We start from the raw sequence: 24,503 nt of genomic DNA on the forward strand, positions 1-24,503 counted from the left end.
TCCATGAGTGCAGCTGACATCGACGGCTTCGCAGCCCGGATCAGAACCGCTGAAAGCCAGATGATTTCCGCCTGGGTGGGTATTCCCGATCCACTGCTGGTCAATCATCTGGCCCAAGAAGCCTTCGATGCCGTCGTGCTCGACATGCAGCATGGGATGTGGGACCTCCCGTCGGCTGCAGCCGCTGTGAGCCATGTGCGCGTGGCAGGGAAGCCCGCGGTTGCCCGCATTCCGGTTGGCGATTTCGCCTCCGCCTCTCGCCTGCTGGACGCTGGCGCCTCGGGCATCATCGCCCCGATGATCAATTCGGCCGAGGATGCGAAAGCCTTCATCAAAACCACCAAGTATCCGCCTGTTGGAGAGCGCAGCTGGGGTCCTTCGCTGGCGCTCAACCATACCGGCCTCTCGGCCGACGACTATCTGAAGAAGGCCAATGATGTGACGGTTGCCATGGCCATGGTTGAGACGCGCGCGGCACTCGAAGCGATTGACGACATCCTTGGCGTGCCCGGCATCGATGGCATCTTCATCGGCCCTTCTGACCTCTCCATTGCGCTGTCAAACGGCGATCAGGTGGCCCCGAACGCCGCCGAGATCGACAGCGCCATGCAGCATGCCGTTGCCCGTTGCCGCGCACATAGAAAATTCGCCTGCGCTTTTGCTGGTGACGGCGAGCGCGCCGGCGAGCTTTTGAAATTCGGTTTCGCCTTTGTCATCGCCGGTGCCGAGACCGCGCAGTTGCGCTCCGGTGCCCGCAGGGCGATCAACGCAGCCCGGAAGATTGCTTCCGGCGGCTGATCTGTCCCAGCCCTTTACAGAGCAGCGCCAAACGTCACGCGATCATATAGCCGCCATCAACCGGCATGGAGATGCCGTTGACCATCGCCGCTTCGTCCGAGAGCAGGAAGAGGATCACCTCCGCCACGTCCTCAGACTCTGCGAACCGTCCGACCGGGATGCGGTTCAGCATGCCGGCGGCCTTTTCGGGGTCGCTCCAGGCTTTGATCGCCATCGGCGTCAGCGTCACGGTCGGATGCACGCCATTCACGCGGATGCCCTGCGGCGCCAGCTCCTTGGCCATGACGCGCGTCAGGCCATCGAGGCCGCCTTTCGAAGCGCAATAGGCTGCATGATCCGGAATGCCGACGAAGGCGGCGACGGAGGAGACATTGACGATGGCGCCGTGGCGACCTTCCTTTATCAAGGAGCGAGCATACTCCTGTGCCACGATCATCGGAGCGCGTGTATTGACTGCGATCAGATGATCGAAGGCTTCGATCGTGGTTTCGAGGAAGGACTGCAACTCAGTCGTTCCCGCGCAGTTGATGAGGAAGTCCGCTGGAAGTGCGGCACACGCGGCCTCCCGCGTCGCCTTCGCATCGGCAAGATCGACCTGAATGGCCTGACAGCCTAGGTCCTCGCGGAGCGAGACGACGTCGTCAGAACTTCTAGTCAGTGCCGCGACCTTAGCGCCGCGCTTGACCAATATCTCTGCAACAACGCGACCGATGCCTTTGCCGGCGCCGGTGACGATTACTTTTTTGCCTTCGAAATTCATATGCTCCTCGCCTTACAATCGCTGTCCCGTTGTCTGATCAAAGATGTGAACGCGGCGTGGATCAATATGAAAACGCAGCACCTTGCCGGGTGTGACTTCGATGCGCTCGCGAATGAGGGCGTCGATCGGCGCGCCGCCTACACGGCCAAAGATCAGCGTTTCGGAACCTGTTGGCTCATAGACCGACACGTCGACAGGAATGCCGTCGTCACCGATGGTGATGTGCTCCGGACGAATGCCATAAGTGACGGCCTTGCCGTCTTCGGCATTCACGCGATCTACGGGCAGGACAATGCCTTGATCCGTGACAACGACCTGTTTTCCGTCCCGTGTTGCGATCCGGCCCTGGAGGAAGTTCATCGACGGGCTGCCGATGAAGCCGGCGACGAAGAGATTGGCGGGGAAGTCGTAGAGCTCGAGCGGTTTTCCCACCTGCTCCACCCGTCCGTCACGCATGACGACGATTTTGTTTGCCATCGTCATGGCCTCGATCTGGTCATGCGTGACATAGACGGTGGTGGTCTTCAGTCGCTGGTGCAGTTCCTTGATCTCGACGCGCATAGTGACGCGAAGCTTGGCATCGAGATTCGATAGCGGCTCGTCGAACAGGAAGACCTGCGGGTCGCGCACGATCGCTCGGCCCATGGCGACGCGTTGCCGTTGGCCGCCCGACAGCTGTTTCGGATAGCGGTCGAGATAGCGCGTCAGGTCGAGGATTTCGGCCGCCCTGCCGACCTTCTCGTCAATTTCCGACTTTGGCCGTTTTGCCATCTTCAGCGGAAAGCCCATGTTTTCGGCGACCGTCTTGTGGGGGTAAAGCGCGTAGCTTTGGAAGACCATGGCGATGTCACGTTCCTTGGGCGGAGCGTTGGTGACCACGCGCCCGCCGATCCTGATATCGCCGCTGCTGACGGTCTCGAGACCGGCGATCATGCGCAGCAGCGTAGACTTTCCGCAGCCGGAGGGGCCGACCAGCACGACGAATTCGCCATCCTCGATATCGACGCTGACGCCGTGCATGACCTGAAGAGCGCCATATCTCTTGGTGACGTCGCTGACCTGTACGTTTGCCAATGTCGTTTCTCCCTAATGCAGCACGGCTTGCGTCTTGATAATGTCGATGAATCTCACCGGCTCACCCCTTCCAGATGATATAGGCGCCGAGCACGGCGGAGATCGCCGCTGCAAACCAGACCGAAAGCCCGAACGGTTCGACGAACCGCATCCAGAACAGGGAGAGGGCAACCCAGATCACCACCGAGATGAACAGTCGGTCGAACCAGTTCATTTCGATCGGCAGGAAGCCTGGTTGTTCTTCATTATTTCCAGAATCCGCAGCCATCTCGCTATCCTTTCACTGCGCCGAAGGTCAGGCCGGCAACGATGTGACGCTGCACCACCGAGAAGACGATGAGCGCCGGGATCAATGTCAGCATGGAGATCGCCGCCATGATGCCCCAGGCGGTACCTGTTGTCGTGACGTATTCCGAAAGGCCGGTCGTGAGCGTGCGGGCGTTGAAATTGGTGAGGGTGGCGGCAAGCAGATATTCGTTCCACGCAAAGACCCACGTGAGGATCAGCGTCACCGCAAGCCCCGGCCGTGCCAGTGGGAAAACGATGTCATAGAGGACCATCCAGGGGCTTGCGCCATCCACATAGGCGGCCTCGTCAAGTTCCTTCGGAATCCCTTCGACAGTCGGCCGGAGTGTCCAGATGGCGAAGGGAAGATTGAAGGAGCAATAGACCAGGATCATGCCGAGCCTCGAATCCGCCAGCGAAAAGTCGCCGATCCTGTAGACCTGCGTCAAAAGCAGGAAGAGGGGCAGCAGGAAGACGGCCGGCGGCGCCATACGGTTGGTAATCGTCCAGAAGAAGATGCTTTCCTTGCCCGCGAGATCGAAGCGCGTGAGCGCGTAACAAGCGAGAAAACCAAGGGTCGTCACCAGGACCGCGTTTCCAGACGAGATGACCAGCGAATTGATCATATATCGCCGCAAGGTCTCGTTCGTCAGCACGTCCTGATAATTCTTCCAGAAGAAGCTCCGCAGTACGACGTCAGGCGTCGAGAACAGATCGAAGGGCTGCTTCACAGAGATGACGAAGAGCCAGTAGATCGGGAACAGGGTTGCAAAGCTGATCAACGTCCACAGAAGAACGGGAAGCCAGGGATTTTGTCTCTTCATCGCATCAGCCCCTCTTTGTGCGTGGCGCAATCAGGCCGACATAGAGCAGCCAGCAGACGACGATGGTGAGGTAGAGCACGATGACGGAGATTGCCGAACCGTAACCATAGTTCGTTTTTGGGAAGACTTCCCTGAAGATGTGGACGCCGATGTAACGTGTCGCTGATCCGGGCCCCCCTCCCGTCAGCATCAGGACTTCGTCGACCGTGCGCAGCGCATCCATGAGCCGGATGAACACTGTGGCAAGCAGGGCAGGGCGGATCAGCGGAAGCGTGATGTGCCAGAAGATCTGGCTCTTGCCGGCGCCATCGATCTGCGCCTGCTCGAAAGGATCCGGCGGAAGCGAAACCAACGCGGCGATCAGCGATAGGGTGACCAGCGGTGTCCAGTGCCAGACGTCCATAATGATGGTGATGACAAACGCCGCGACAGCGCTTTGGCCGATGTTCAGGTCGTAGCCGAACCAAGTTCGCAGCAGATATGGGATGATGCCGATCGACGGCGTCGTCATCAGCTTCCACACTGATCCGACGATGATGGGCGCCATGATCAGAGGAAGGGTGTGGATAGTGCGGAAGAAGGCCTTTCCGGGAAAATCCTTCATCAGCGCCTGCGCGAGCATATACCCGAGAACAAGTTCGGAAACGACGGCGAAGAAGACGAAGGCGATGGTGACGCCGAGCGAGGCCAGGAATTGCTGGTCAAAGACGAGGCTGCGGTAGTTCGACGCCCAATTGAAGACCATCAGCGGATTTGCGGCGAATGGATTCCATTGATGGAACGAAACCCAGACGACGTAGATGAAAGGAAAGATGCCGAAGAGCCCGAGGATCAGGATCGTCGGTGACAGCAGTAGCCATCCGAACTTTTGTGAATGCATTGCCTCATCCTCTTTGGCACCTGTTAGGGCCGCCTATCGGGCAGGGAAAGGAGCGGGCCGCCAGCTAAGACGACCCGCCAAGGTGGGGAGGATGACTTATTTGCGATAGCCGAGCGACGTGAGTTCCTCTTCCGTCTTGGCAGCCATCTGGTCGAGACCCGCGTCTGGCGCGATCTTGCCGGTGAGAATGTCGAAGAAGATCGGCAGGGTTGCCTCACGCAACTGGGCGTGGAACGGATACGGAGGAGCGCCGGCGAAGAGTTTGCCTTCATCCTTCAACATTGTGTAGAAACCGCCGAGTTTGACGTCCATAGCCTTGACTTTCGGATCGTCGAAGGTCGCCTTGTTGGTGATGCGCGGAGCGGCAATCGCCCAGTCCGGCTGGACGTCGTTCTGGCCCATGAACTGAAGAAAGAGCAGGGCTGCTTCCTGGTTCTTGGACGTCACCGGCAGGCCGAAGGCGCCGCCGTCATAATAGCCGATATAGCCCTTTCCGGATTTTGCATCTTCCAGCACGCCCGGTTCAAGCGGCGGCAATGCAAAACCGACCTTGTCGACCACTTTCGACTGAGCGGGGTCGCTGGCGATCCATGCCGCGTTCTCGCCGTAGATCAAGCCTTGGGCGACGCGGCCGGCAGCGAAGGTCGTTGCGGTTTCCGTCCAGGTCGATTGGGTCGATTCCGGTGGAGCGATGTCGCGCAGGTGCAGCCAGTATTTCAATGCGGCTTTTGCCTTGTCGCTGTTCATCGAGCCACCGTGCTCGACGGTTGCTGCGTAGTTGTTGCTGGCGTCGATGCCCCAGTTGTAGACGCCGAAGGTCGGCGCGATGGATTCGAAATATTCGTACCAGGATGCGGCATGGCCTGTATGGGCCTGGGCGGTGGTGCCCCAAAGCTGAAGACCATTATCCTTGCCGTATTTGGTGAAGAATTCGGCGATCTGCGTGTAATCCTCATGCGTGGTCGCCGGCTTCAGGTCTTTGCCGGTTTCCTTCTTGAAGGCTTCCTTGATCTTCGGATCGTCAAAAAGGTCCTTGCGATAGAGATAGGTCTTCAGGAACGCTTCCATTGGTACGCCAAAGAGATCGCCCTTCTTGTCCTTGAAATAGTCGGCAAAGCTGGTGAAGTTTGCATCGTCATAGGTCGGCGCCTTCAGATCCGGCTTGTCCTTAAGCGTCTGGGTAATGTTGACGAGGAAGTTGCGAGACAGATACGAATAGATGATGTCCTGCTCGATGTAGACCATGTCATAGATGCCGGTCTTGGCCTCCATGTCTTTGATGGCCTTGTCGTACATCTGATCCCAGGATGTCGTCTCGATTTCGACCTTGATGCCGGTCTTTTTCTCGAATTCCGGAGCGAGCACATCCTTGATGTAGTTGGACGGCGGCGTGCTTTCAGTCACGCCATGCAGGGTCACGCCCTTGAATTTGGCACCGGCATCGGACCAGAAATCCGCCCAGGCCGGCGAAGCGGCGGTGGCGAGGCTGAGCGTCAGCGCAAGGGCGCTGGCCTTCAAAGCATAATTCATTGTCAATCCTCCCAGATAGCAGCGAGATCATGTCGCCAGGCCATGGTTTAGACGAAAAACGCCGCGTGCGCAATATTTGTTGTCCAAACCTGCAAATGTGCATCCTATCTCGTTGATTTAGACCGAAACATTTTTATCCTTCTCGCTCACAGTGAGATGCGTGGAATAAAAATGTTGCGCTGCAATACGTTGTCGTGAAGAGACGAAAATTTCGAATCGCATATTTATTTGTTGCTTCACCATACTAAATGGCATAGCAGTTTTGCGATCAAATGCGTTTTTTGGAGGAAAATGGTCATGCGTCGGTTGGGTATCCATTCATTTGTATGGACAGGCGGCCAAACCCAGGAGGGGCTGGAAATGGCCCTCAACAAGACTGCCGAACATGGATACCGCACCATTGAATTCGCCTACCTGCGCCCCGAGAGGTTCAATCTCGATCGCCTGGCGAAGCTCGCGCAGTCGCTCGATGTCGAGATCGGAGTGACGATGGGCCTGCCGATCGACAAGGATATTTCAAGCGAGGACGTTGCAGCGGTATCCGCCGGCAAGCAGATGCTGGCCGATGCCGTACGCGCCGTACGCGACATCGGTGGAAACAAGCTCGGCGGAATCCTTTATTCCGCGCACACCAAGTACAACCGCCAGCCGACGAAGAAGGGCTGGGACAATAGTGTGGCGGCTATCGCCGCGACAGCCGACATTGCCAGGGATGCGGACGTCGATCTCGTCCTGGAGATCGTGAACCGCTTCGAAACGAACCTTCTGAACACGACGGCCCAGGGCCTGAAATTCATTTCCGAGACCGGATCGGGCCATGTCCAGCTGCATCTCGATACGTTCCACATGAATATAGAGGAAGCAAATCCGGCCGCTGCAATCCGACTTGCCGGTGACAAGATCGGTTATTTCCATATCGGCGAGAGCAACCGCGGCTATCTTGGCGATGGCGTCATCAATTTCGACCTCATCTTCGATGCGCTGCTCGATATCGACTACAAGCGCGACATCGTGTTCGAAAGCTTTTCTACTACCGTTGTCGATGAGGGTCTTTCACTTGCCTGCGCTATATGGCGCGATACCTGGACGGACAATGATCCGCTGGCCGCCCACGCCAAACGCTACATCGAACTGAAATACGAAGAAGCAAAACGACGCCGCGTCACGAACGCACGCCCCTGATAAACCTTCTGACGATCTGCTTCGTAAGTGTAGGCTGGAGCAGTCGATTTGAAGGAAAGTAAACATGAACGACACGGTCTCCATCGGAAGCTCACCGCGCAGGATCAGGCAAAACAATATCGTCGCAGCTCTGCGGACGATCTACAGCCATCGTCGCCTGAGCCGGGCCGATCTGGCCCGCAAGCTCGGGATGAACCGTTCGTCATCAGGGGAGATCGTTGCCGAACTGACGGAAGGCGGCTTTGTCCAAGAGTCGGAGGAAACCAGCAATCAGCGCGCGGGACAGTCCCGCGCCGGCCGGCCGGGAATCATGCTCGAACTCATTCCAGGCGCCGCGTTCTTCGTCGGTATCGAGATCGGCGTCGAGCACATATCGGCTGTCGTCGTCGATCTGTCTGCGGATGTCAGGGTCTGTCGCAAGCTGGCCTTCCAAACGCCGTCATCGACCGTGGAGGAGGCGGTGGCGCGCGGCGTCGCGCTGATCACGGATGCTATGACGGAAGACATGCTGCAGCGTTGCAAGGGGTTCGGCATATCGACACCGGCGCATATCCGGCCGGATGGGCTTGTCACGCTCGCGCCGATCATCGGCTGGCGGAATGTGCCGCTGAAGGAGATCGGCCGGAGCGCCTTTCCGGCGGAGGTGCCGATCACGGTGGAAAATGACGCCAACGCCTTTGCGATCGGCGACAGTTATCGTCACGGCGTTGCGGGCGTGACGCTATTTCTGCTGATGGAGACTGGCGTCGGCGGCGGGATCATGATCGATGGCAAGCTTTTTCGCGGCGGTCATGGCCTTGCGGGCGAAATCGGCCATACGCTGGTACCGGGAAGCGGCGGGCAGAAATTCGAGCAATTGATCGGTCGCGAGGTGCTGATCAGGCAATATAGGCAAGCGACCGGACGGGCTGACGCCGATCTGCAGGAGTTCCTGGCCGACGTCCGCGATCGCGTTCCGGATGCGGTGAACATCGCGGAGACATGGTCGCGGCATCTTGCCTATGCGCTGCTGCAGGCCTGTCGCCTGCTCGACCCGGACCGGATCGTGCTCGGTGGCTCCGTCGCATCGCTTTATCCGATGGTGGCCGCCCGCGTGGCGGTCCACATGTCGGAGGGCCAGAACATTCCTTTTCCGACTCCCAAGATCGTCGTTGATGACGATGCGGAGTTCGGTTCCGCCTTCGGGGCGGCATGCATGCTACACCAACGCTTCCTCTCCCTCGAAAACGAGGAATTCGGTGGTGAAGACGGCGCGTTACAACGATCAACGGCAATTTATTGAGTTCTATCGAAAGCGGAATTGCAATGGCTTCAATCTTGGCCCCGGATCATCTTGGTCCCACGGTTTGCGTCGGCGAGATCCTGGTGGAGATCATTGCCACGACCGACGGAGACGGTTTTCTCGAAGCGCAACCGCTCGTCGGACCGTTTCCTAGCGGAGCGCCGGCGATCTTCATCTCGCAATGCGGCCGGCTCGGCGGCTCGGCGGCAATGGTGGGGGCGGTCGGCGACGACGATTTCGGCCGTGTCAATATCGATCGGCTCAAGCGCGACGGCGTCGATGTGTCGACAATTGCCGTCGATCCAGACTATCCGACCGGCAGCGCCTTCGTCCGTTACCGCAAGGATGGCTCCCGCGACTTCGTCTACAATATCGCCAGGTCTGCGGCCGCTCGCTTCGGATGGTCCCAAGGCGTCAACGATCTCTTCCATCGCAGCGGACATCTGCATGTGATGGGCTCGGCTCTCTCCGTTCCGAGCGCCCGGGACGTGATCGACAGGGCGGTCGAGATCGTGAAGGCACGCGGCGGTACGCTCTCGATTGATCCGAATATTCGCAAGGAACTGCAGCTCGATCAGGACACTGAGCGCCGATTTGCGCAGCTTGTCGCTGCCGCCGATCTCCTACTGCCATCTGGGGAAGAGCTTGAGCGGGCGGCAGGCGTGCCCGGCGAAGCCGAGGCGATCGGTCGTCTGTTCGGCATCGGCGTGAAGGAAATCGTGCTGAAGCGCGGAGCTGATGGCGCGACCTATTTCGGCAGAGACGGAGAGCGGATCGACGCTCCCGCTTTTCTGGTCGAGGAGGTCGATCCGACGGGCGCCGGTGATTGCTTCGGTGGGGCGTATCTCACCTGCCGCCGGCTCGGAATGTCTCCGCAGGAGGCCCTGATCTATGGTTCGGCTGCGGGCGCGCGCAATGTAACGATCCGCGGTCCGATGGAAGGGGCCGGCACGCGCCAGGAACTTGATGCGTTTATCGCTTCAACGGAAAGGCGCGTCTGATGCGGATAGCACTCAGCGAACTGGCTTCCCTCAGGGCACAGGGCCGTCCCGTCGGTATCGCTTCGATCTGCTCAGCCCATCCGATCGTGTTGCGGGCAGCACTGCGTTACGGGCGAGATCACTCAGGCACCGTGCTGATCGAGGCGACCTGCAACCAGGTCAATCATCTGGGCGGCTACACCGGCATGACCCCTTCAGATTTTGCGGCGCTCGTACAGCGTATCGCCAAAGAAGAGGGATGTCCGGACGATCTCATCATGCTTGGTGGCGATCATTTGGGGCCGAATCCCTGGCGGGATAAGCCAGCGGAAGTGGCCATGGCGGAAGCTGAGAGGATGGTAGCTGCCTATGTCGATGCCGGCTTCCAAAAGATCCATCTCGATGCATCGATGGGCTGCATGGGCGAGGCTGCAGCGCTGGACGACGAGACGACAGCCCATCGCGCTGCGCGGCTTGCCGCTGCTGCCGAGGCTTCGGCAAAACGAGCAGGTGGCACGATGCCGCTCTATGTGATCGGCACCGAGGTTCCTCCGCCCGGCGGCGCGGATCACGCGCTGACCATGATCGAGCCGACATCGGCCTCCGCCGCGAGGCGGACAATCGACATTCATCGTCGAGTCTTCACCGAGGCCGGTCTGGCGGAGGCCTTTGCGCGTGCCATCGGGCTCGTGGTGCAGCCGGGTGTCGAGTTCGGCAACCACAACGTCATCCGCTACGACCGGAGCAGGATCGACGCATTGAAGCAGGTGCTCGAGGACGAGCCGCAATTCGTATTCGAAGCCCATTCCACTGATTACCAGGGGATCGCTCCGCTGACGGCGCTCGTCGAAGATGGGTTCCCTATTCTCAAAGTCGGGCCGGAACTGACCTTCGTGCTACGCGAAGCCCTCTATGGACTGGATCTGATTGCCTCTGATCTCGTGCCTGATTATGGCGAGCGTCCTCTTTACGCTGCGATGGAGGCCTTGATGCTGGCGCATCCGGAGAACTGGAGCCGTCACTATCACGGCACCGAAGACAGGCAGCGCTGGCTTCGGCACTATTCGCTGTCGGATCGCATCCGATACTATTGGGCGTCCGAAGAGGCGCAATCGGCAGTCGCGCGCCTTTCTGACGCGCTTGCCGGAAAATCCGTGCCTCTCCCGCTATTCTGGCAACACATGCCGGAGGCTGAGCGGTTTTCCGAAGCACCGCTGGATCCTGAGGAGGTTCTGATCTGGCGAGTAACGAAGAGCCTTGCCGAATATCACGCAGCATGCGGCGCAGGTAGATAGAGCCGCACAACCGAGGAGGAAAGAATGAACGAGTTGAAGGGAAAGGTCGCTGCGATCACAGGCGCGGCATCGGGTATCGGAATGGCGTCGACGGAGGCGATGATTGCCGCCGGTGCCACGGTCGTTCTCGTCGATCGCGACGAGAAGGCGCTGAAGTCGGCCTGCGAGCGCCTCGGTACACAGGCGATTCCACTCGCTTTGGATCTCCTGGATACCGACGCGTGCGCCGGGCTTCTCGACCGCGTGCTGTCGAAGGTAGGCCAGCTCGACATCCTGCATGCCAATGCTGGTACCTATATCGGCGGTGATCTTGCGGATGCCAATCTCGACGCGATCGACCGTATGTTGAACCTCAACGTCAACGTCGTCATCAAGAATGTCCGCACCGTCATTCCGCACATGATCGAACGTGGCACCGGCGATATCGTTGTCACAAGTTCGGTAGCCGGCCATGCCCCTGTTCCCTGGGAACCGGTCTATTCGCCGTCGAAATGGGCGATGCATTGCTTCGTCCAGACGATGCGCCGCCAGCTTCTGAAAAGTGGCATTCGCGTCGGCTCGGTTTCGCCTGGTCCTGTCATCAGCGCGCTGCTTGCCGACTGGCCGGAGGAGAACCTGCGCAAGGCGAAGGAGGCCGGTGCCCTGATCGAGCCGAAAGAAGTAGCAGACGCCATCATGTTCATGCTGACGCGTCCGCGTAATGTGACGATCCGCGACATCGTCGTTCTTCCAAGCGCATTCGACATCTGAGGAGCGAAATCATGAGCTATCAGGAAAAATTCCGCGTCGAGGGGGAACGGGCGGTTGTCACTGGCGGTGGACGCGCCATCGGGCTTTGCTGCGCCCACGCGCTCGCTGAGGCGGGTGCCGCCGTCGTCGTGATCGAGCGTAACGAAGCCGACGCAGAGGAAGCGCTGGCGCTGAAGCACAAAGGCTATGACATTGAGCTGCGGCTGGGTGACGTCACCGATTCAGCGCGCATGGAGGCGATCGCCAATGAGCTTGCCGATGGCGGACGGCCGGCAACGATCCTGGTAAACAATGCGGGGATCGGCAAGAGCGGCGTCCCGTCAGAAGACGTCACCGACGCCGACTGGTTGCGAATGATGGACGTCAATGTCAATGGCGTCTTCTGGTGCTCGCGCTCCTTCGGCCGTCACATGGTTGCGATGAAACGCGGTGCGATCGTCAATCTCGGTTCGATGTCCGGTATTATCTGTAACCGGCCGCAGCCGCAGACTCCCTATAATGTTTCAAAAGCGGCGGTGCATCACATCACCCGGTCGATGGCCGCCGAATGGGCTCAGCATGGCGTCAGGGTCAATGCCGTCGCGCCGACCTATATCGAAACGCCGATGGTTGCGGCAGTCGAAGCCAATCGCGAACGGATTCCGATCTGGCTCAACGATACGCCGATGGGACGAATGGGCACGCCTGAGGAGGTTGCAAGCGCAGTTCTCTTCCTTGCATCCGGTGCGGCAAGCCTGATGACGGGCGCAATCGTCAGCGTCGACGCAGGGTTCACCTGCTGGTAGCTGCGATATTGTTCGCAGGCGCCGTGTCCTCAGCGACTGTATTGCAAGCCCATCTTCCTGTGGGGCTACTGGTTCCAGGCTTTTAAATGCTTCCGCGGATGGCTCCGTCAGCGGAAGCAGGAAATATTTATGGCGCGGAATCTTCAAAGGTATTCAGTGACGCGCCTTTATGATTGTGATGACGAATAGCTGGCTTGAGCTTTCGCCGCTCGTGGCCGGTATGACGCAATCACGGATCACTCAATGCCGAAATTCCTCTTCGCTTCGATAGTCTCACGTATCAACCTCGCGATCGGTCTTCGACTGCTTGCTCTTTCGCTTGGACTGCTGATCTCCGTGGCTGCGGGTCATGCCGAGAATATCCTGCGTATTCCCTATTCGTCTGATATCGGCACTCTGGATCCGGATAACGGTTTTGAGGTTGCCGGACTGACGGCGCTCGACAGCGTTTATGAAGGTCTCGTCAAATATGAAGCGAGCTCGACGAAGATCGTCGGGTCACTCGCAAAGAGCTGGGAAATGTCCGGCGATGGCCTGGCCTATACGTTTCACCTCGTCCACGGCGTCAAGTTTCACGACGGTACGATCTTGAACGCCGATGCGGTGGTCACCTCATTCAAGCGCCGACGCGACGGCGGCTTTGTGCAGAATTATACGCTCGCCAACGTCGCGGATATCGCAGCACCGGACAGTTCCACGGTGGTCATCACGCTGCGTCATGCGCAGCCTTCCTTCATGGATAGTCTTGCAGGTCCATGGGGACCGAAGATCATCAGCTCTGCAGTCCTTTCCGATCATGCCAAGGGCGACTTTGCGACGGGATGGCTGACCGATCACGCGGTTGGGACCGGGCCTTTCAAGCTCGCCGAATTCAAGCGCGGTGAGCGATATGTGCTCGAGCGAAACGAGGACTATTGGGGCGCCAGACCTTTTTTTGGCAAGGTGGAATTTCCGGTCATCCCGGATATCGGCCAGCAAATTCTCAAATTGAAGGCTGGCGAGATCGATGCCGTACCGGCCAATTTCCCATTCGCGCAGCTCGGCAGCCTGCCGGCCGATCTGGAAATAACGTCGGCTCCCAGCATGACACAATACGAGGCCTTCATTAAGCCTGGATCGCCGCTCGACGATGCCGAAGTTCGCAAGGCTGTTCTGACCGCGATCAACCCAAATTTGTGGGCGAAGGATGCCTTCGGGCAATATGCGCATGTCTCGAAATCGCTTTATCCAAACATCATGCTTAATCCCGGCCAGCCAGTGCAGTTTCCGACGGATATCGAGGCAGCGAAGTCTGCCATCGCCAGGCACGGATCAGTCATCCTCACCATTGGGCTCTACAGCGCCAATCCGAGCTATGGGCGCATCGCCGACCTGATGATCGCCGGGCTGTCGCTGATCGGCGTCCAGGCCACTTCGCATATAATGCCGCCGGGGGCGGCTTATGCCATGAAGGGCGATCCGGCAGCTCCTGACATGCTGCTGATCATCGCTTCCCCGGATGCGGCTCACCCCGACAATCAGGCAAAGGCCTTCTTCACAAAGGATGCGCCGCTCAATCTTTACGGCAGTACGCTTCCGGAAGCCGATGCCGTCGTTGCCGAAGGGGCCTCAGCGGTGGATCTTGCTGCGCGCAATGCGTTCTATGAAAAAGCGGGCCAAATGTATTTCGATGCGGGCCATTTCATTCCGCTCGTCGATGTCGACGACGTGGTTGTCCATCGCAAGGGGCTGAAGGATCTGGGACTTCGTCCGGTGTTTCCGAGAGGCAGCATCGACTATTCGCGCGTGAGGCGCTGATGGCAGAGCGTGTGGCTTCCGGCGAGGTCCGTGGCTGCAATCCCAACTGCGGGGAATTGAAGAGGTCATGATCAAAGCTGCGCTCTCCATTGTCGATCTCAGTGTCGTCTTGCGACAAAACGGTCGCGATAATCTGGTGCTCGACCGTATCAACTTGGAAGCAATGCCGGGCGAGATCATCGCTGTCGTTGGCGAAAGCGGCTCCGGCAAATCCACGCTCGGAACTGCAATTCAGGGGCTGCTGCCGGCCTTCAGCGAGCCCAAAGTCACCGGCTCCATTCGTCTTGCGGGCACAGAGATCGTTGGCGCGAGGCCAGCGGTGCTGTGTGCAGCCCGCCACCAGCTCGTGCGCACCATTCCACAAGATCCGATGGGTGCGCTAAACCCCACAATGACGATCCGTCATCAGCTCAGGGAATCGGCTGGCGGCGACGACACTTTCATCCGAGATTGGCTAGACCGGGTCGGGCTTGCAGATGCGGACGCCATATTGGATGCATTTCCGCATCGTTTGTCCGGCGGACAGCGCCAACGCATCCTGATCGCAATGGCGTTGATGGCGCGACCAAAAGTGCTAATTGCCGATGAAGTGATCACCGCCCTCGACTTCGCCTTGCAGGATCAGGTTCTCGAACTGTTACGTGAGGGTGCACGAGAGCACCAGATGGCCGTCCTGTTCATCACCCATAATCTGGCCGCGGCAGCCTCGCTCGCCGATCGCATATTTGTGCTCTACAGGGGACGCGTTGTCGAGTTCGGCAGAACAGATGACGCGCTGACCAATCCGCGCCACCCCTATCTGGCCGGCCTGCTGGCGACACAGTTCGATTTCGAAACGGATCGTCGTCGTTTGCTACCCACCTTGCCGGTGGAGCAGACGCAGTTTGCCAATCCCGAAAACGCCTGTTGTTACGCTGCCCGCTGTCCTGTCATGAGGGGTGAATGCATAACCGGGCGGCCCGAGCTCCATTCACTTGCTATCCCGAGCCATGCGGCAGCCTGCATCTTCCCTGAGTTGGCGGATTCTGCCGCTCGCCGGTACCGCACCACGGAAATCTGGCCGCCTGCGCCAGCGGCAGGGCCGGTCGAAGCGCTGCGATTATCCAGTGTCAGCAAGAGCTTCACCACGACTGTCGGGTTGTTTGGCCGACGCCGCGAGCGCCAGGTTCTGGAATCAGTCGATCTTTCCGTCAGGCTCGGGCAATGTGTTGCCCTGGTCGGAGAAAGCGGCGCGGGCAAATCGACAATCCTGAGGCTCGCGGCTGGACTGCTGGCGCCCGACGGCGGGGAGATTTTCCGGATCGATGTGTCGCCACAGGTTATTTTTCAAGACGCGGTTGCCTCCCTGACACCGTGGCTTCCGATCGGTCAGCAGATAGGTGATCGCTTGCGGCATCTTGGTCTCGGCAAAGTGGAGCGTGTTCATAGAGTCCGCGAAGCCTTCGAGTTGGTTGGCCTCGATAAGGGCCTTATGTCGTCGCTGCCTTCGAGCCTCTCGGTCGGCCAATGCCAGCGCGCCGTGATTGCCAGGGCGATCGTCTTGCCCCCGAAACTTCTGCTCTGCGACGAGCCGATCAGCGCGCTCGACGTGTCGCTTGCTGCCACGACGTTGAACCTTCTCGGCCGGCTTCGGCGCCAGCTTGGCATGGCGGTGCTGTTCATCACCCATGATCTCGCTGCCGCACGGATAATTGCCGACCGAATCGCCGTGCTCGATCAGGGCCGGGTGGTTCAGCAAGGGGATCCCGATGCGACCACTGCAGGTTTCGGTCCCCTGTCAATGAGCGCTATCCTTGCCGCAATACCGAAGACGCCTGCGAGCACAGGCGGGCGGGACGCATGAACGTTCCCGAGTTCCTCCCCGAGGAGCGGCTCGTCCGCTGGCCTGTCATTCTTGGCCGTATCGGCTGGATCGACCGGATTGGGCTGCTTGGCGTGTTTGCCATAACGGTCGTCGCTTTGTTCGCACCTTGGCTGGCACCTTTCAATCCGCAGCTTCGCGTTGCAGTGGCCTATCTGCCGCCGTCCACCGAGCATTGGTTCGGGACAGACGAGATCGGGCGCGACCTTTTTTCTCGTATCGTTCTCGGTGTCCAATATACATGGCTGCCGGCAATCGCTCTTGTCCTCTTCAGCCTCATCATCGGCACATGCGTCGGCATGATTCCAGGCCTCATCAGCCGCAGGTTCGACATGCTGGCGCAATGGCTGGTCGATTTCTTCCTTGTCCTGCCTTCGACACTCGTAGCCCTGGCCGTCATCGCAACGCTCGGGGCGGGGCTGGCCAACACGATGATTGCGATCGGCATCGCATGGTGGCCCTGGTATGCCCGTATATCGCGTGACGAACTGCGTCGGTTGAATGCACGCCCGCATGCGGAGGCTGCAAGGGTGGCCGGCGTCAGCGGTCCGCGCCTCCTGTTGCGTTACATTCTTCCCGGTGCCATTCCAGCCCTGCTGGTGGCCGCGACGCTGGATGTGGCCAACGTGATCATGACGATGTCGCTCATGTCCTTCATCGGGCTCGGCCAGCCGGCGCCAGCACCCGAGCTGGGAGCGATGACATCGCGTGCGCTCGATAGTCTCTCTGCCTATTGGTGGCTTCCGATATTGCCGGCGGCGGTCATTTTCCTCATTTGCCTCCTTGCCAATCTCGCAGGCGACGGCCTTCGGGCGGCATTGCGGGGAAGCTAGCATATGGTCGCCTATCTCATTAGACGTACACTGGGCCTTGTAGCCGTCCTCCTGACGATGAGCTTTGCGGTGTTCTGCCTGCAAAGCATCATTCCCGCCGATCCAGCGCGCGCTATCGCCGGACCTCTGACGCCTCTCTCGAATGTGAATGCTCTTCGCCAACAGCTCGGGCTCGACGATCCTATTATTGTCCAGTATGGCCGGTTCCTGTCGCGGCTCGCAGAAGGCGATCTCGGAACGTCGGTCAGGACCCGTCAGCCAGTGGTGAACGATATAAGACAATATCTGCCGGCGTCGCTTGAACTGTCGCTGGCTTCTCTCTGTATCGGCCTTTTGCTGGCAGGTATTGTTGCAATCCTACCCCATATTTTCGGGGGATCCGGAGCGCTACGGTTGATCTTCATTGCGGCAGGTTCAGTGCCGATTTTCATGTCGGCCTTGCTGTTTGTCTATTTTTTCTGGTTCCGCTTCGGATGGCTGCCGGGTTCTGGCAGAATGAGCGAGGATGATATTGGCGGGCCGACCGGCCTCAATCTCATCGATGCGATCGTGGGCGGCAGAGGTGATCTCGGCCTTGATGCGGTCAGGCATCTGCTGCTGCCTGCTTGCGCTCTGGCCCTGCCCATTGCGGTGGCGGTGGGGCGAAGTCTTAACAGCGCGCTGCACGACGTGATGCAGCAGGCATATATTGGAACTGCGCGAGGAAAAGGTCTTCGTGAGGCCGTAGTCGTCTTGCGTCATGGGCTTCGTAACGCCGCTTCGCCGGCTTTGGCGATGATCGGTCTGCAGGTCCGACTTCTGTTCGGCAATCTTTTGATCGTCGAGCTCGTTTTCGGATGGCCAGGCCTAGGTCTCTATATGGTCCAGTCGTTGACCAGCTCCGACCTCCCGGCTGTTCTCGGTGTTACCGTTGTTCTTGGAACCTTCTATATCCTCGTGAACATCGTCGTCGAAATCCTGCAAACCCTGGCCGATCCGCGTATTGAGCTTTAGCAAGCTTAAAACCTATTCCTTCGGCCTAGTTTGCTAGACCTCTATCCTATGGATTTCCCGGACGTTCGGCGTTCATCTGAAGATGGCGATCCCGCCCATGTCGCAGGACGGTCAGATGAATCAAGAGAATGGTCAGGACAAGAGCCGTCGCAGGACGGGCCTCAGTAGCTGGCAGGTCAGACGCATCACTGAATACGTTGATGAGAGGCTGGAGGGACCGGTTCGCGTCGACGATCTGGCGGCGGCGGCAAAACTCAGCCCCGGCCATTTCCGCCGTGCGTTTTCGGTCAGTTTCGGCATGTCCCCCTATGCATTCGTCATGCAGCAACGTATCGAGCGCGCCCAAATATTACTGCTCACTTCCGAGCACGAAATGGGTGACATAGCCTTTGCCTGCGGCTTGTCGGATCATGCCCATTTCAGTCGGCTGTTCCGCCGTTTTGTCGGCACGACACCCAGCCAATGGCGGCATGAACTCGGGGCGCAAGGCGCCTCTCAAGATGGCATGCGAAAGGCCGACTTACCCCCAACCCAAGATCAGCCGTTGCAGTGAGCAGTCACGAGATCGGCACAGCCAGTCATGCCGAAAGAGCTTCGAGCTCCCTGACGGCAGGTCTGATATGGATTTCCAGGGGCGCGGGCTTTGCCTGAGCCTCGCGGATCGGCAGGCTGAACGTGATGGACGCGCCACCGCGCACGCCGTTTTCCGCCCAGAGACGCCCTCCGTGGGATTCGATGATGGAACGGCAGATCGCAAGACCCATGCCCATTCCATCTTGCTTCGTCGTATAAAACGCCTCGAAAATCCTCTCCGGATCGCTGATGCCGTCCCCACGGTCGCTCACTTCCACCTCAACCGTATCATCGTCTCGCAGCCTGGATTCGATTTTCAGCGTTCGAATCCTTGGCTCCGTATCATGCATCGCTTCGATACCATTGCGGATGAGATTGAGCATCACTTGCTCAAGCTGCACATGATCCGCGCTGGTCTCCGGCAGATAAGGGGCGAGATTGATATCGAGCTTCACCTTGTTGGAGGCGAGCTTGTCGGCAAGCAGCTCGCAGGCATCGCCAATGAGACCGTTCAGATCGACTGCCGTTCGTGGATAGGCGGTCTTGCCGAAGAGCGCCCTGATGCGGCTGACCACGTCCGCAGCCGCGTCGGCATCGCGCACGATCCAGTCGGCGGAACGCATTGCACGTTCGAGGTTCGGCGGATCGGCACTCAGCCAACGGCGGAACGCATTCGCGTTGGCAACGACCGCCTGCAGCGGCTGGTTGAGTTCATGCGCGATCGAGACGGAAAGTTCAGACAGGCTGGCAGCACGTAGAGCCCTTGCCAGTCTCTCATCGGATTGGCGCAGAGCCTCCTGAGCGCGAACCTCTTCATCGATATCGAGATTGACACCATACCAGCGGATGATTTTGCCGTTTTCGTCGCGCAGAGGTTCTACGCGCGAATCCATCCAGCGGTATTGACCGTCCTTATGGCGAAGCCGGCCTTTGTGGTTGATCGACTGGCCGCTCGCAATGGCGTTCCTGAATGCCTCGGTCACTGCGGCGCGGTCGTCGGGGTGGACCAGGTCCTCCCGGGCGGCCACCTGGTCCGGCGTCTTCGAATGAATATCGCCTTCGTCGAGCCCCGCCCATTCGGAGAAGCGCTTGTTGAAATAGCAGGGGAGGCCCTCTGGCGTCATGAGCCAGATCAGCGAAGGCACCGTATCGACGATCAGGCGCAGTTCCGCTTCGCGCTCCCGCGCTGCTTCGTGCGCTTCCATCTCGTCATGAATGTCCAGGCAGACGCCATACCACTGAATGATCTGTCCGTCGGCATCACGAAGCGGCTCGGCCTTGCCGTCGATCCAGCGATAAGCGCCATCGAAGCGCCGCTGCCGATATTTCAGGGCGAAGCGTTTGCCCGTTTCGAAAGCCTGCGAAAGGCTCTCCTGAAACAACACCCGGTCTTCGGGATGGATGGCTTCGACGATTGCAGTCGCGAACCTTTCTGCGGAATGATTGCCTTCGAGCGAGATTCCGGTCCAGTCCATGAGAGGCTTGTTGATATAAGACGTCTCGCCGGCCGGGTTGGCGCACCAGATGAGAGCCGGTACGGTGTCGATCATCTGCTGCAGTTGCCGCTGGCTTTCGCGCAAGGCAGCTTCCGCCTTTCGCTGATCGTCAATGTCGACAGACGTCGCAAACCAGGCCGTGATACGACCGTTTTCGTCGCGCGAGGCGATGGCGGAATCGCGAAGCCAGCGATAGGTTCCATCGGCACGTCGCACTCGTTGCTCTTCGAAGATCGGCTCGCCTGTCTTGAGGCTGTGTTCCCATCGTTGCATACAACCCTCGACATCGTCGGGATGCACAAAAAGGCTCCACCATGAATGATTGTCGAGTTTGGCGATCCTGCTCATTTCCTCGGCGCTCACGCCGATAAAATCGAGCGCTTTCGGATTCAGGAAGCGCAGGCGGCCATCTGGATAGGCTGACCAGCCAAATCCGGGAATATCTTCGATATTGGGCTGAATATTCTTGTAAACGCGGTCGAAAAGGCTCTGCGGCTTGAAGATGTTGATGAAAAACCAGAGAGCGGTGGCCGAGCCGGTGAACATGACGACCCGGGCCGGTTCGTCATGGCCGAAATTGGCGGGGGAGAGGATGACAGCGGCGGTCAGCAGGCAGCCGATGAGCAGAACGGCCAAGCCTGCGCGCCAACTGGTATAGAGCCAGATGGCGACCATTGCGACGAGAATGCCGGAAGGGTCCGCGAAAAGCCCTGCCAGCAGAATGCCGCTGCCGCCAATAGCCATGGCCGTGACGATCCGTTCTTTTGACGATGTCAACTGCATGGAAGTCCTCTTTACTTTTCCGTCGTTAGTTTTTCTGCGACCTGACGCTAGGCATAAATTCAGTCGTCGCTCGTCCGAACATGCGAAGGCAGCGCCTGCCAGACGTTGAAAAGCTGCGCCACCGAACTAACTTGCATTTTCTTCATCATATTGCTACGGTGAAGCTTCACCGTAAATTCACTGATCCCAAGGGAGAAGGCTATCTGTTTGTTGACCTCTCCGGCGACGACCAGCTTCAGAACTTGGCGCTCACGGGTGGTGAGGGTTTCAAACAGGGAAACGTATCTATCGGCTGCAGACAATGCGTTCCGGCGGCTGACATCGGTCGCGATGGCCTTGGACACGGCATCGAGAAAGGTCTGGTCCCGTACGGGTTTGGTCAGGAAATCCTGCGCGCCAGCTTTCATCGCCTGCACGCTCATTGCGATATCGCCGTGACCGGTCAGAAAAAGGACGGGCGTTGTGACGCCGTTGCGGGTCAGGTGATGCTGCAGGTCCAGGCCGCTGATGCCGGGCATACGGACATCCAGCACGACGCAGCTCGGGCGGTCGGGCAGCTTTGTGTCGAGAAATTCATGGCCCGATAAAAAGGTCATCGCATCGATGCCAACCGAATTCAGCAGGTTCTCCAGAGCCGCACAAACCGTCGCATCGTCATCAACCAAGATCGCGACCGGACCTTTCGACCCTTTGGAGGTGGTCGCCCCCATGCATGATCCTCCAACTGCCAGCGGAAGTGCTGCTGGAACCGCATGAAGATACAGTCACGGAAGAGAAAATTGAAGAAGGGGACGACTAAACCAAATATATAGGACAGAAGGAGTTTTTAACACCTCTGATTTATTGCTTATTTAAGTTCTACTTATAGGAGAGAGGAGTCCTGAGGTGCCGACACGGTGTACGATGGTGTGCTGGACGTGTGCCTTACAGCGGTCTTTGCAGACATACGGGGCTGACGCAGCAGTTGAAATCGCCGGCATTACCTATTTGCGATTACAATGAAATTCGACCGGATCTGCCGGCACTTTGTCCCCCAACCTATACCCCTGGCGTATTTTTGTGAGGGATCTCGCGTGTTAGGATCGGCGTGGGATCTTGGCTCACGGGAAACTCTTCAAAGAGGATACAAAGCCGTCGTTTGGAGGCGCGAAAAGCCATGACGATTAATCAAGTCAGCATGCGGGACGAGCCTGTTGTCTGTATCGTCGACGACGAAGGGGCCGTCAGAAGTTCGCTGGTGGACCTTTTCGAGTCGGTCGCGATAAAGGCCATCGCATTCGAGAGCGCCTCGGACTTCCTGGAGCGCTGCGATATGGGGCAGGCGGGCTGTATTCTCCTAGACGTGCGGATGCCGGGCATCAGCGGGCTGGATTTCCAGGATCAGCTCGCCGCTGCCGGAAACACCATGCCCATTATCTTCATGTCGGGTCACGGAAGTGTTCCCCTGACAGTCAAGGCGATGAAGGCAGGAGCAACCGACTTTCTGGTCAAGCCATTCGCCGGCAGCGCCGTGATCGCCGCGGTTGGCGAGGCGATCAGGCGGGATGCAGAGAACCGGAAAGAGGCGGCTGCACGTACCCAACTGGAAAATTGTGAAGCCAAGCTTACCCCGCGGGAGCGTGAGGTTCTAGGCTATGTGGCGGCCGGGCTGATGAACAAGCAGATTGCGCATGAGATGCAGATCAGCGAAATCATGGTGAAACTGCATCGCGGGCGAATGATGAAAAAGATGCAAGCGCGCTCGGTTGCAGAGCTTGTCCGCAAATTTGACATGTTAAAACCGGATCTTAGACTGTATCAGTAACCTGCGTGGCGCCTAGCTCATTGCCCGAAAAAAGAAGAATTGTGCTGACGCAATGGCAAGTTTCCCTAATAAGACCGTCGCTGTCATCGATGACCATCGCTATCTCAGAGAATCCCTGAAGGATCTGCTCGAAGCGGCTGGCTATGAGAGCGATCTCTATGACTCTGCCGAGGCGTTCCTCAACGAAAAAGGCTATTCGAACGTCGATTGCATTCTTGCTGACGTCAGAATGCCGGGAATGTCGGGGGTCGAGATGCTCCAGGCATTGAGCAAGATGCCATCTCACCCGCCAGTCATCATCATGACTGCGCATGGGGACAAGGACATTGAAGCAGCCGTCTTTCAGGCGGGCGCGATCACCTTTCTAAGGAAACCAGTCAATGCTGATTTGCTCATGTCATGGCTGGAGCGCGCGATCAGCGATTATCGCGGAGATTAGCCGTCTTTGTTACGCGTGTGCGGTCCGTTCCACTTTATCGACAGGTGAAGCCGAGCTTGGCTCACGGTCAGCCGCGTCATCTCCGGCCATTTGTCTGTTCCAGGCAAAGTTCCTTGTCCTGAAACCCTGCTAATGAAAGCAGATGCAACTGTTTATCTCCTGCGCATCAACAAGGAGACTTCAGATGCCAAGTTTAAAGGACAAGGTGGCCATCATAACAGGTGGCAATAGCGGAATAGGGAAAGCGACGGCGCGTCTTTTCGTGGAGGAAGGGGCGAGGGTTGTCATCACCGGACGCCGGCAGGATGTCGTCGACGAAGCGGTTCGAGAGATTGGTCATGGCGCGGTCGGAATGTGCGGTGATGTCGCCAGTATCGACTTCCATCGCCGCCTGGCGGCGGATGTCACAGAGCGCTTTGGTGCGATCGATGTCTATATGGCGAACGCCGGCATCATCAATCTTGCCGCTTCTGAGACCGTTAGCGAAGCGGAATACGACCAGCATTTTGCAGTCAATACGCGCGGCGTCTTCTTCGGCGTCCAGACGATTGCCCCGCATATCCGCGACGGCGGAAATATCATCGTCACGAGTTCACTGGCCGGAACGAAGGTTTTGCCCAACCACACGGTTTATGCCGGCACCAAGGCTGCGCTTGCCGCATTTGCCCGAAACTGGGCGATCGAATTCAAATCGCGCAGGATCCGCGTGAATATCCTGAGCCCCGGTCCTGTCGAGACCGAAATCCTGGGAAAGCTCGGCGTCAGCGAAAGCAACCGTCCGCAATTCGAGCAGCAGATGGCGGATCTGATACCCGCAGGACGTCTCGGACGTCCCGAAGAGCTGGCCAAAGCCGCGCTTTTCCTCGCTTCAGCGGGTACTTTCGTTAACGGAATTGAGCTTCATGTCGATGGTGGCATGTGCGTTGCTTGAGCCGGAAGCCCGGAAGACTTCAGTGGCTTCCGGGCAGTCGCGCAGCTTGTCAGAGCGAGAGCTCTTTGGCTCGTGCGTTGATCTTCTCACAGGCATCCCCGAGCGGATCGCGCATCGGCACCAGTGGTGAAACGCCGAGTAGGAGAAGCGCTTTGAAATGCATCCAGCCGCCTCCCAGCACTGGCGCATAGGACGTCATCGCGGTGCGTTCTTCGCCATAGAGACGCTTGTACTCGGCAAAATTCGCAAAGTTCTCGTGATTGCTATCCTTTAGATGGAAGGTTTCGGCTGCAGCACCTTCGGCAAGGATGACTTCATGCGTATCAAGCATGATGGCATAGTACTCGATCGACATGCCGTCGTCCGGGATGACCGGTGCGATAGTCGTGCCGTTCACGAGCTCCTTCACGCGGATCAAAACGCCGTCCAGAAACAGCGCATGGCCAGGCGACAGGTAGAGATCGGAATGTGGGGTGCGACCATCCAGCGCGTGGCGGGAAACCCGGATCGGCACGACGTCCTTATGCCAGCGCGTGCCACTGTTCTTGAAGACCTGGCGGCCGATCCA

At 58.6% G+C, this 24,503-nt stretch carries 24 protein-coding genes; 15 read left to right on the forward strand and 9 right to left on the reverse strand.

Annotation, left to right across the window (positions count from 1 at the left end; all coding sequences use genetic code 11):
- Positions 1-3 precede the first annotated feature (3 nt).
- Complete coding sequence (locus EV281_RS24300) at positions 4-798, forward strand: aldolase/citrate lyase family protein (RefSeq protein WP_132656808.1); 795 nt, start codon at positions 4-6, stop codon at positions 796-798.
- Positions 799-832: 34 nt separating this feature from the next.
- Here the strand turns inward: EV281_RS24300 and EV281_RS24305 are convergent, their stop codons facing one another.
- The 6 genes from EV281_RS24305 to EV281_RS24330 form a co-directional block, all read right to left on the reverse strand.
- On the reverse strand, positions 833-1,558 hold the full coding sequence (locus tag EV281_RS24305; RefSeq protein WP_132656809.1) for an SDR family oxidoreductase: 726 nt from the start codon (positions 1,556-1,558) through the stop codon (positions 833-835).
- Between the two features lie 12 nt (positions 1,559-1,570).
- A complete protein-coding gene (ugpC, locus tag EV281_RS24310) occupies positions 1,571-2,632 on the reverse strand; it encodes a sn-glycerol-3-phosphate ABC transporter ATP-binding protein UgpC (RefSeq protein ID WP_132656810.1) in 1,062 nt (353 codons plus the stop codon).
- Between the two features lie 61 nt (positions 2,633-2,693).
- A complete protein-coding gene (locus tag EV281_RS24315) occupies positions 2,694-2,900 on the reverse strand; it encodes a DUF2160 family membrane protein (protein WP_132656811.1) in 207 nt (68 codons plus the stop codon).
- Between the two features lie 4 nt (positions 2,901-2,904).
- Positions 2,905-3,741 (reverse strand): carbohydrate ABC transporter permease, encoded by an 837-nt coding sequence (locus tag EV281_RS24320; protein ID WP_132656812.1) that lies wholly within the window; start codon positions 3,739-3,741, stop codon positions 2,905-2,907.
- 4 nt (positions 3,742-3,745) lie between these two features.
- Positions 3,746-4,621 carry a sugar ABC transporter permease gene (locus EV281_RS24325; protein WP_132656813.1) on the reverse strand — a complete coding sequence of 292 codons (876 nt, stop codon included), beginning with the start codon at positions 4,619-4,621 and terminating at the stop codon, positions 3,746-3,748.
- 96 nt (positions 4,622-4,717) lie between these two features.
- On the reverse strand, positions 4,718-6,151 hold the full coding sequence (locus EV281_RS24330) for an extracellular solute-binding protein (protein WP_132656814.1): 1,434 nt from the start codon (positions 6,149-6,151) through the stop codon (positions 4,718-4,720).
- A gap of 297 nt (positions 6,152-6,448) precedes the next feature.
- On the opposite strand from EV281_RS24330, the gene EV281_RS24335 reads away from it, so the two are divergent.
- The 11 genes from EV281_RS24335 (at position 6,449) to EV281_RS24385 (ending at position 18,462) form a co-directional block, all read left to right on the forward strand.
- On the forward strand, positions 6,449-7,333 hold the full coding sequence (locus EV281_RS24335) for a sugar phosphate isomerase/epimerase (RefSeq protein ID WP_132656815.1): 885 nt from the start codon (positions 6,449-6,451) through the stop codon (positions 7,331-7,333).
- A 64-nt stretch (positions 7,334-7,397) separates the two neighbouring features.
- Entirely contained in the window at positions 7,398-8,615 is a 1,218-nt protein-coding gene (locus tag EV281_RS24340) for an ROK family transcriptional regulator (RefSeq protein WP_132656816.1), read from the forward strand.
- A gap of 23 nt (positions 8,616-8,638) precedes the next feature.
- Complete coding sequence (locus EV281_RS24345; RefSeq protein WP_132656817.1) at positions 8,639-9,616, forward strand: sugar kinase; 978 nt, start codon at positions 8,639-8,641, stop codon at positions 9,614-9,616.
- Entirely contained in the window at positions 9,616-10,890 is a 1,275-nt protein-coding gene (locus EV281_RS24350) for a D-tagatose-bisphosphate aldolase, class II, non-catalytic subunit (RefSeq protein WP_132656818.1), read from the forward strand. Before EV281_RS24345 ends, EV281_RS24350 begins: the two co-directional genes overlap by 1 nt.
- 24 nt (positions 10,891-10,914) lie before the next feature.
- Positions 10,915-11,640 carry an SDR family oxidoreductase gene (locus EV281_RS24355; protein ID WP_132656819.1) on the forward strand — a complete coding sequence of 242 codons (726 nt, stop codon included), beginning with the start codon at positions 10,915-10,917 and terminating at the stop codon, positions 11,638-11,640.
- A gap of 11 nt (positions 11,641-11,651) precedes the next feature.
- Entirely contained in the window at positions 11,652-12,425 is a 774-nt protein-coding gene (locus EV281_RS24360) for an SDR family oxidoreductase (RefSeq protein WP_132656820.1), read from the forward strand.
- 243 nt (positions 12,426-12,668) lie between these two features.
- On the forward strand, positions 12,669-14,222 hold the full coding sequence (locus tag EV281_RS24365; protein ID WP_132656821.1) for an ABC transporter substrate-binding protein: 1,554 nt from the start codon (positions 12,669-12,671) through the stop codon (positions 14,220-14,222).
- A gap of 67 nt (positions 14,223-14,289) precedes the next feature.
- A complete protein-coding gene (locus EV281_RS24370; protein ID WP_132656822.1) occupies positions 14,290-16,065 on the forward strand; it encodes an ABC transporter ATP-binding protein in 1,776 nt (591 codons plus the stop codon).
- Complete coding sequence (locus EV281_RS24375) at positions 16,062-16,916, forward strand: ABC transporter permease (protein ID WP_132656823.1); 855 nt, start codon at positions 16,062-16,064, stop codon at positions 16,914-16,916. Before EV281_RS24370 ends, EV281_RS24375 begins: the two co-directional genes overlap by 4 nt.
- Before the next feature lie 3 nt (positions 16,917-16,919).
- The gene (locus tag EV281_RS24380; RefSeq protein WP_132656824.1) at positions 16,920-17,909 is read left to right on the forward strand and encodes an ABC transporter permease; all 990 of its coding nucleotides are present in this window, start codon (positions 16,920-16,922) and stop codon (positions 17,907-17,909) included.
- A 115-nt stretch (positions 17,910-18,024) separates the two neighbouring features.
- Positions 18,025-18,462, forward strand: coding sequence for an AraC family transcriptional regulator (locus EV281_RS24385; protein ID WP_165911948.1), 438 nt, complete (start codon positions 18,025-18,027; stop codon positions 18,460-18,462).
- A gap of 25 nt (positions 18,463-18,487) precedes the next feature.
- Here the strand turns inward: EV281_RS24385 and EV281_RS24390 are convergent, their stop codons facing one another.
- Both EV281_RS24390 and EV281_RS24395 read right to left on the reverse strand, forming a co-directional pair.
- Entirely contained in the window at positions 18,488-20,761 is a 2,274-nt protein-coding gene (locus EV281_RS24390) for a PAS domain-containing protein (RefSeq protein ID WP_132656826.1), read from the reverse strand.
- Between the two features lie 59 nt (positions 20,762-20,820).
- Positions 20,821-21,471: a response regulator transcription factor gene (locus EV281_RS24395; protein WP_132656827.1), complete on the reverse strand. Its 651-nt coding sequence runs from the start codon at positions 21,469-21,471 to the stop codon at positions 20,821-20,823.
- A gap of 446 nt (positions 21,472-21,917) precedes the next feature.
- Between EV281_RS24395 and EV281_RS24400 the strand changes: the two genes are divergently transcribed.
- The 3 genes from EV281_RS24400 (at position 21,918) to EV281_RS24410 (ending at position 23,935) form a co-directional block, all read left to right on the forward strand.
- Positions 21,918-22,565: a response regulator gene (locus EV281_RS24400; RefSeq protein WP_165911949.1), complete on the forward strand. Its 648-nt coding sequence runs from the start codon at positions 21,918-21,920 to the stop codon at positions 22,563-22,565.
- 52 nt (positions 22,566-22,617) lie between these two features.
- Positions 22,618-23,004: a response regulator gene (locus EV281_RS24405; RefSeq protein WP_132656828.1), complete on the forward strand. Its 387-nt coding sequence runs from the start codon at positions 22,618-22,620 to the stop codon at positions 23,002-23,004.
- Positions 23,005-23,188: 184 nt separating this feature from the next.
- The gene (locus EV281_RS24410; protein ID WP_132656829.1) at positions 23,189-23,935 is read left to right on the forward strand and encodes an SDR family oxidoreductase; all 747 of its coding nucleotides are present in this window, start codon (positions 23,189-23,191) and stop codon (positions 23,933-23,935) included.
- Positions 23,936-23,984: 49 nt separating this feature from the next.
- Here the strand turns inward: EV281_RS24410 and EV281_RS24415 are convergent.
- On the reverse strand, positions 23,985-24,503 hold a 519-nt coding region (locus tag EV281_RS24415; protein ID WP_207896889.1), incomplete at its 5' end, for a Hint domain-containing protein.

Source organism: Rhizobium sp. BK418 (genome assembly GCF_004341105.1).
GTDB lineage: Bacteria > Pseudomonadota > Alphaproteobacteria > Rhizobiales > Rhizobiaceae > Rhizobium.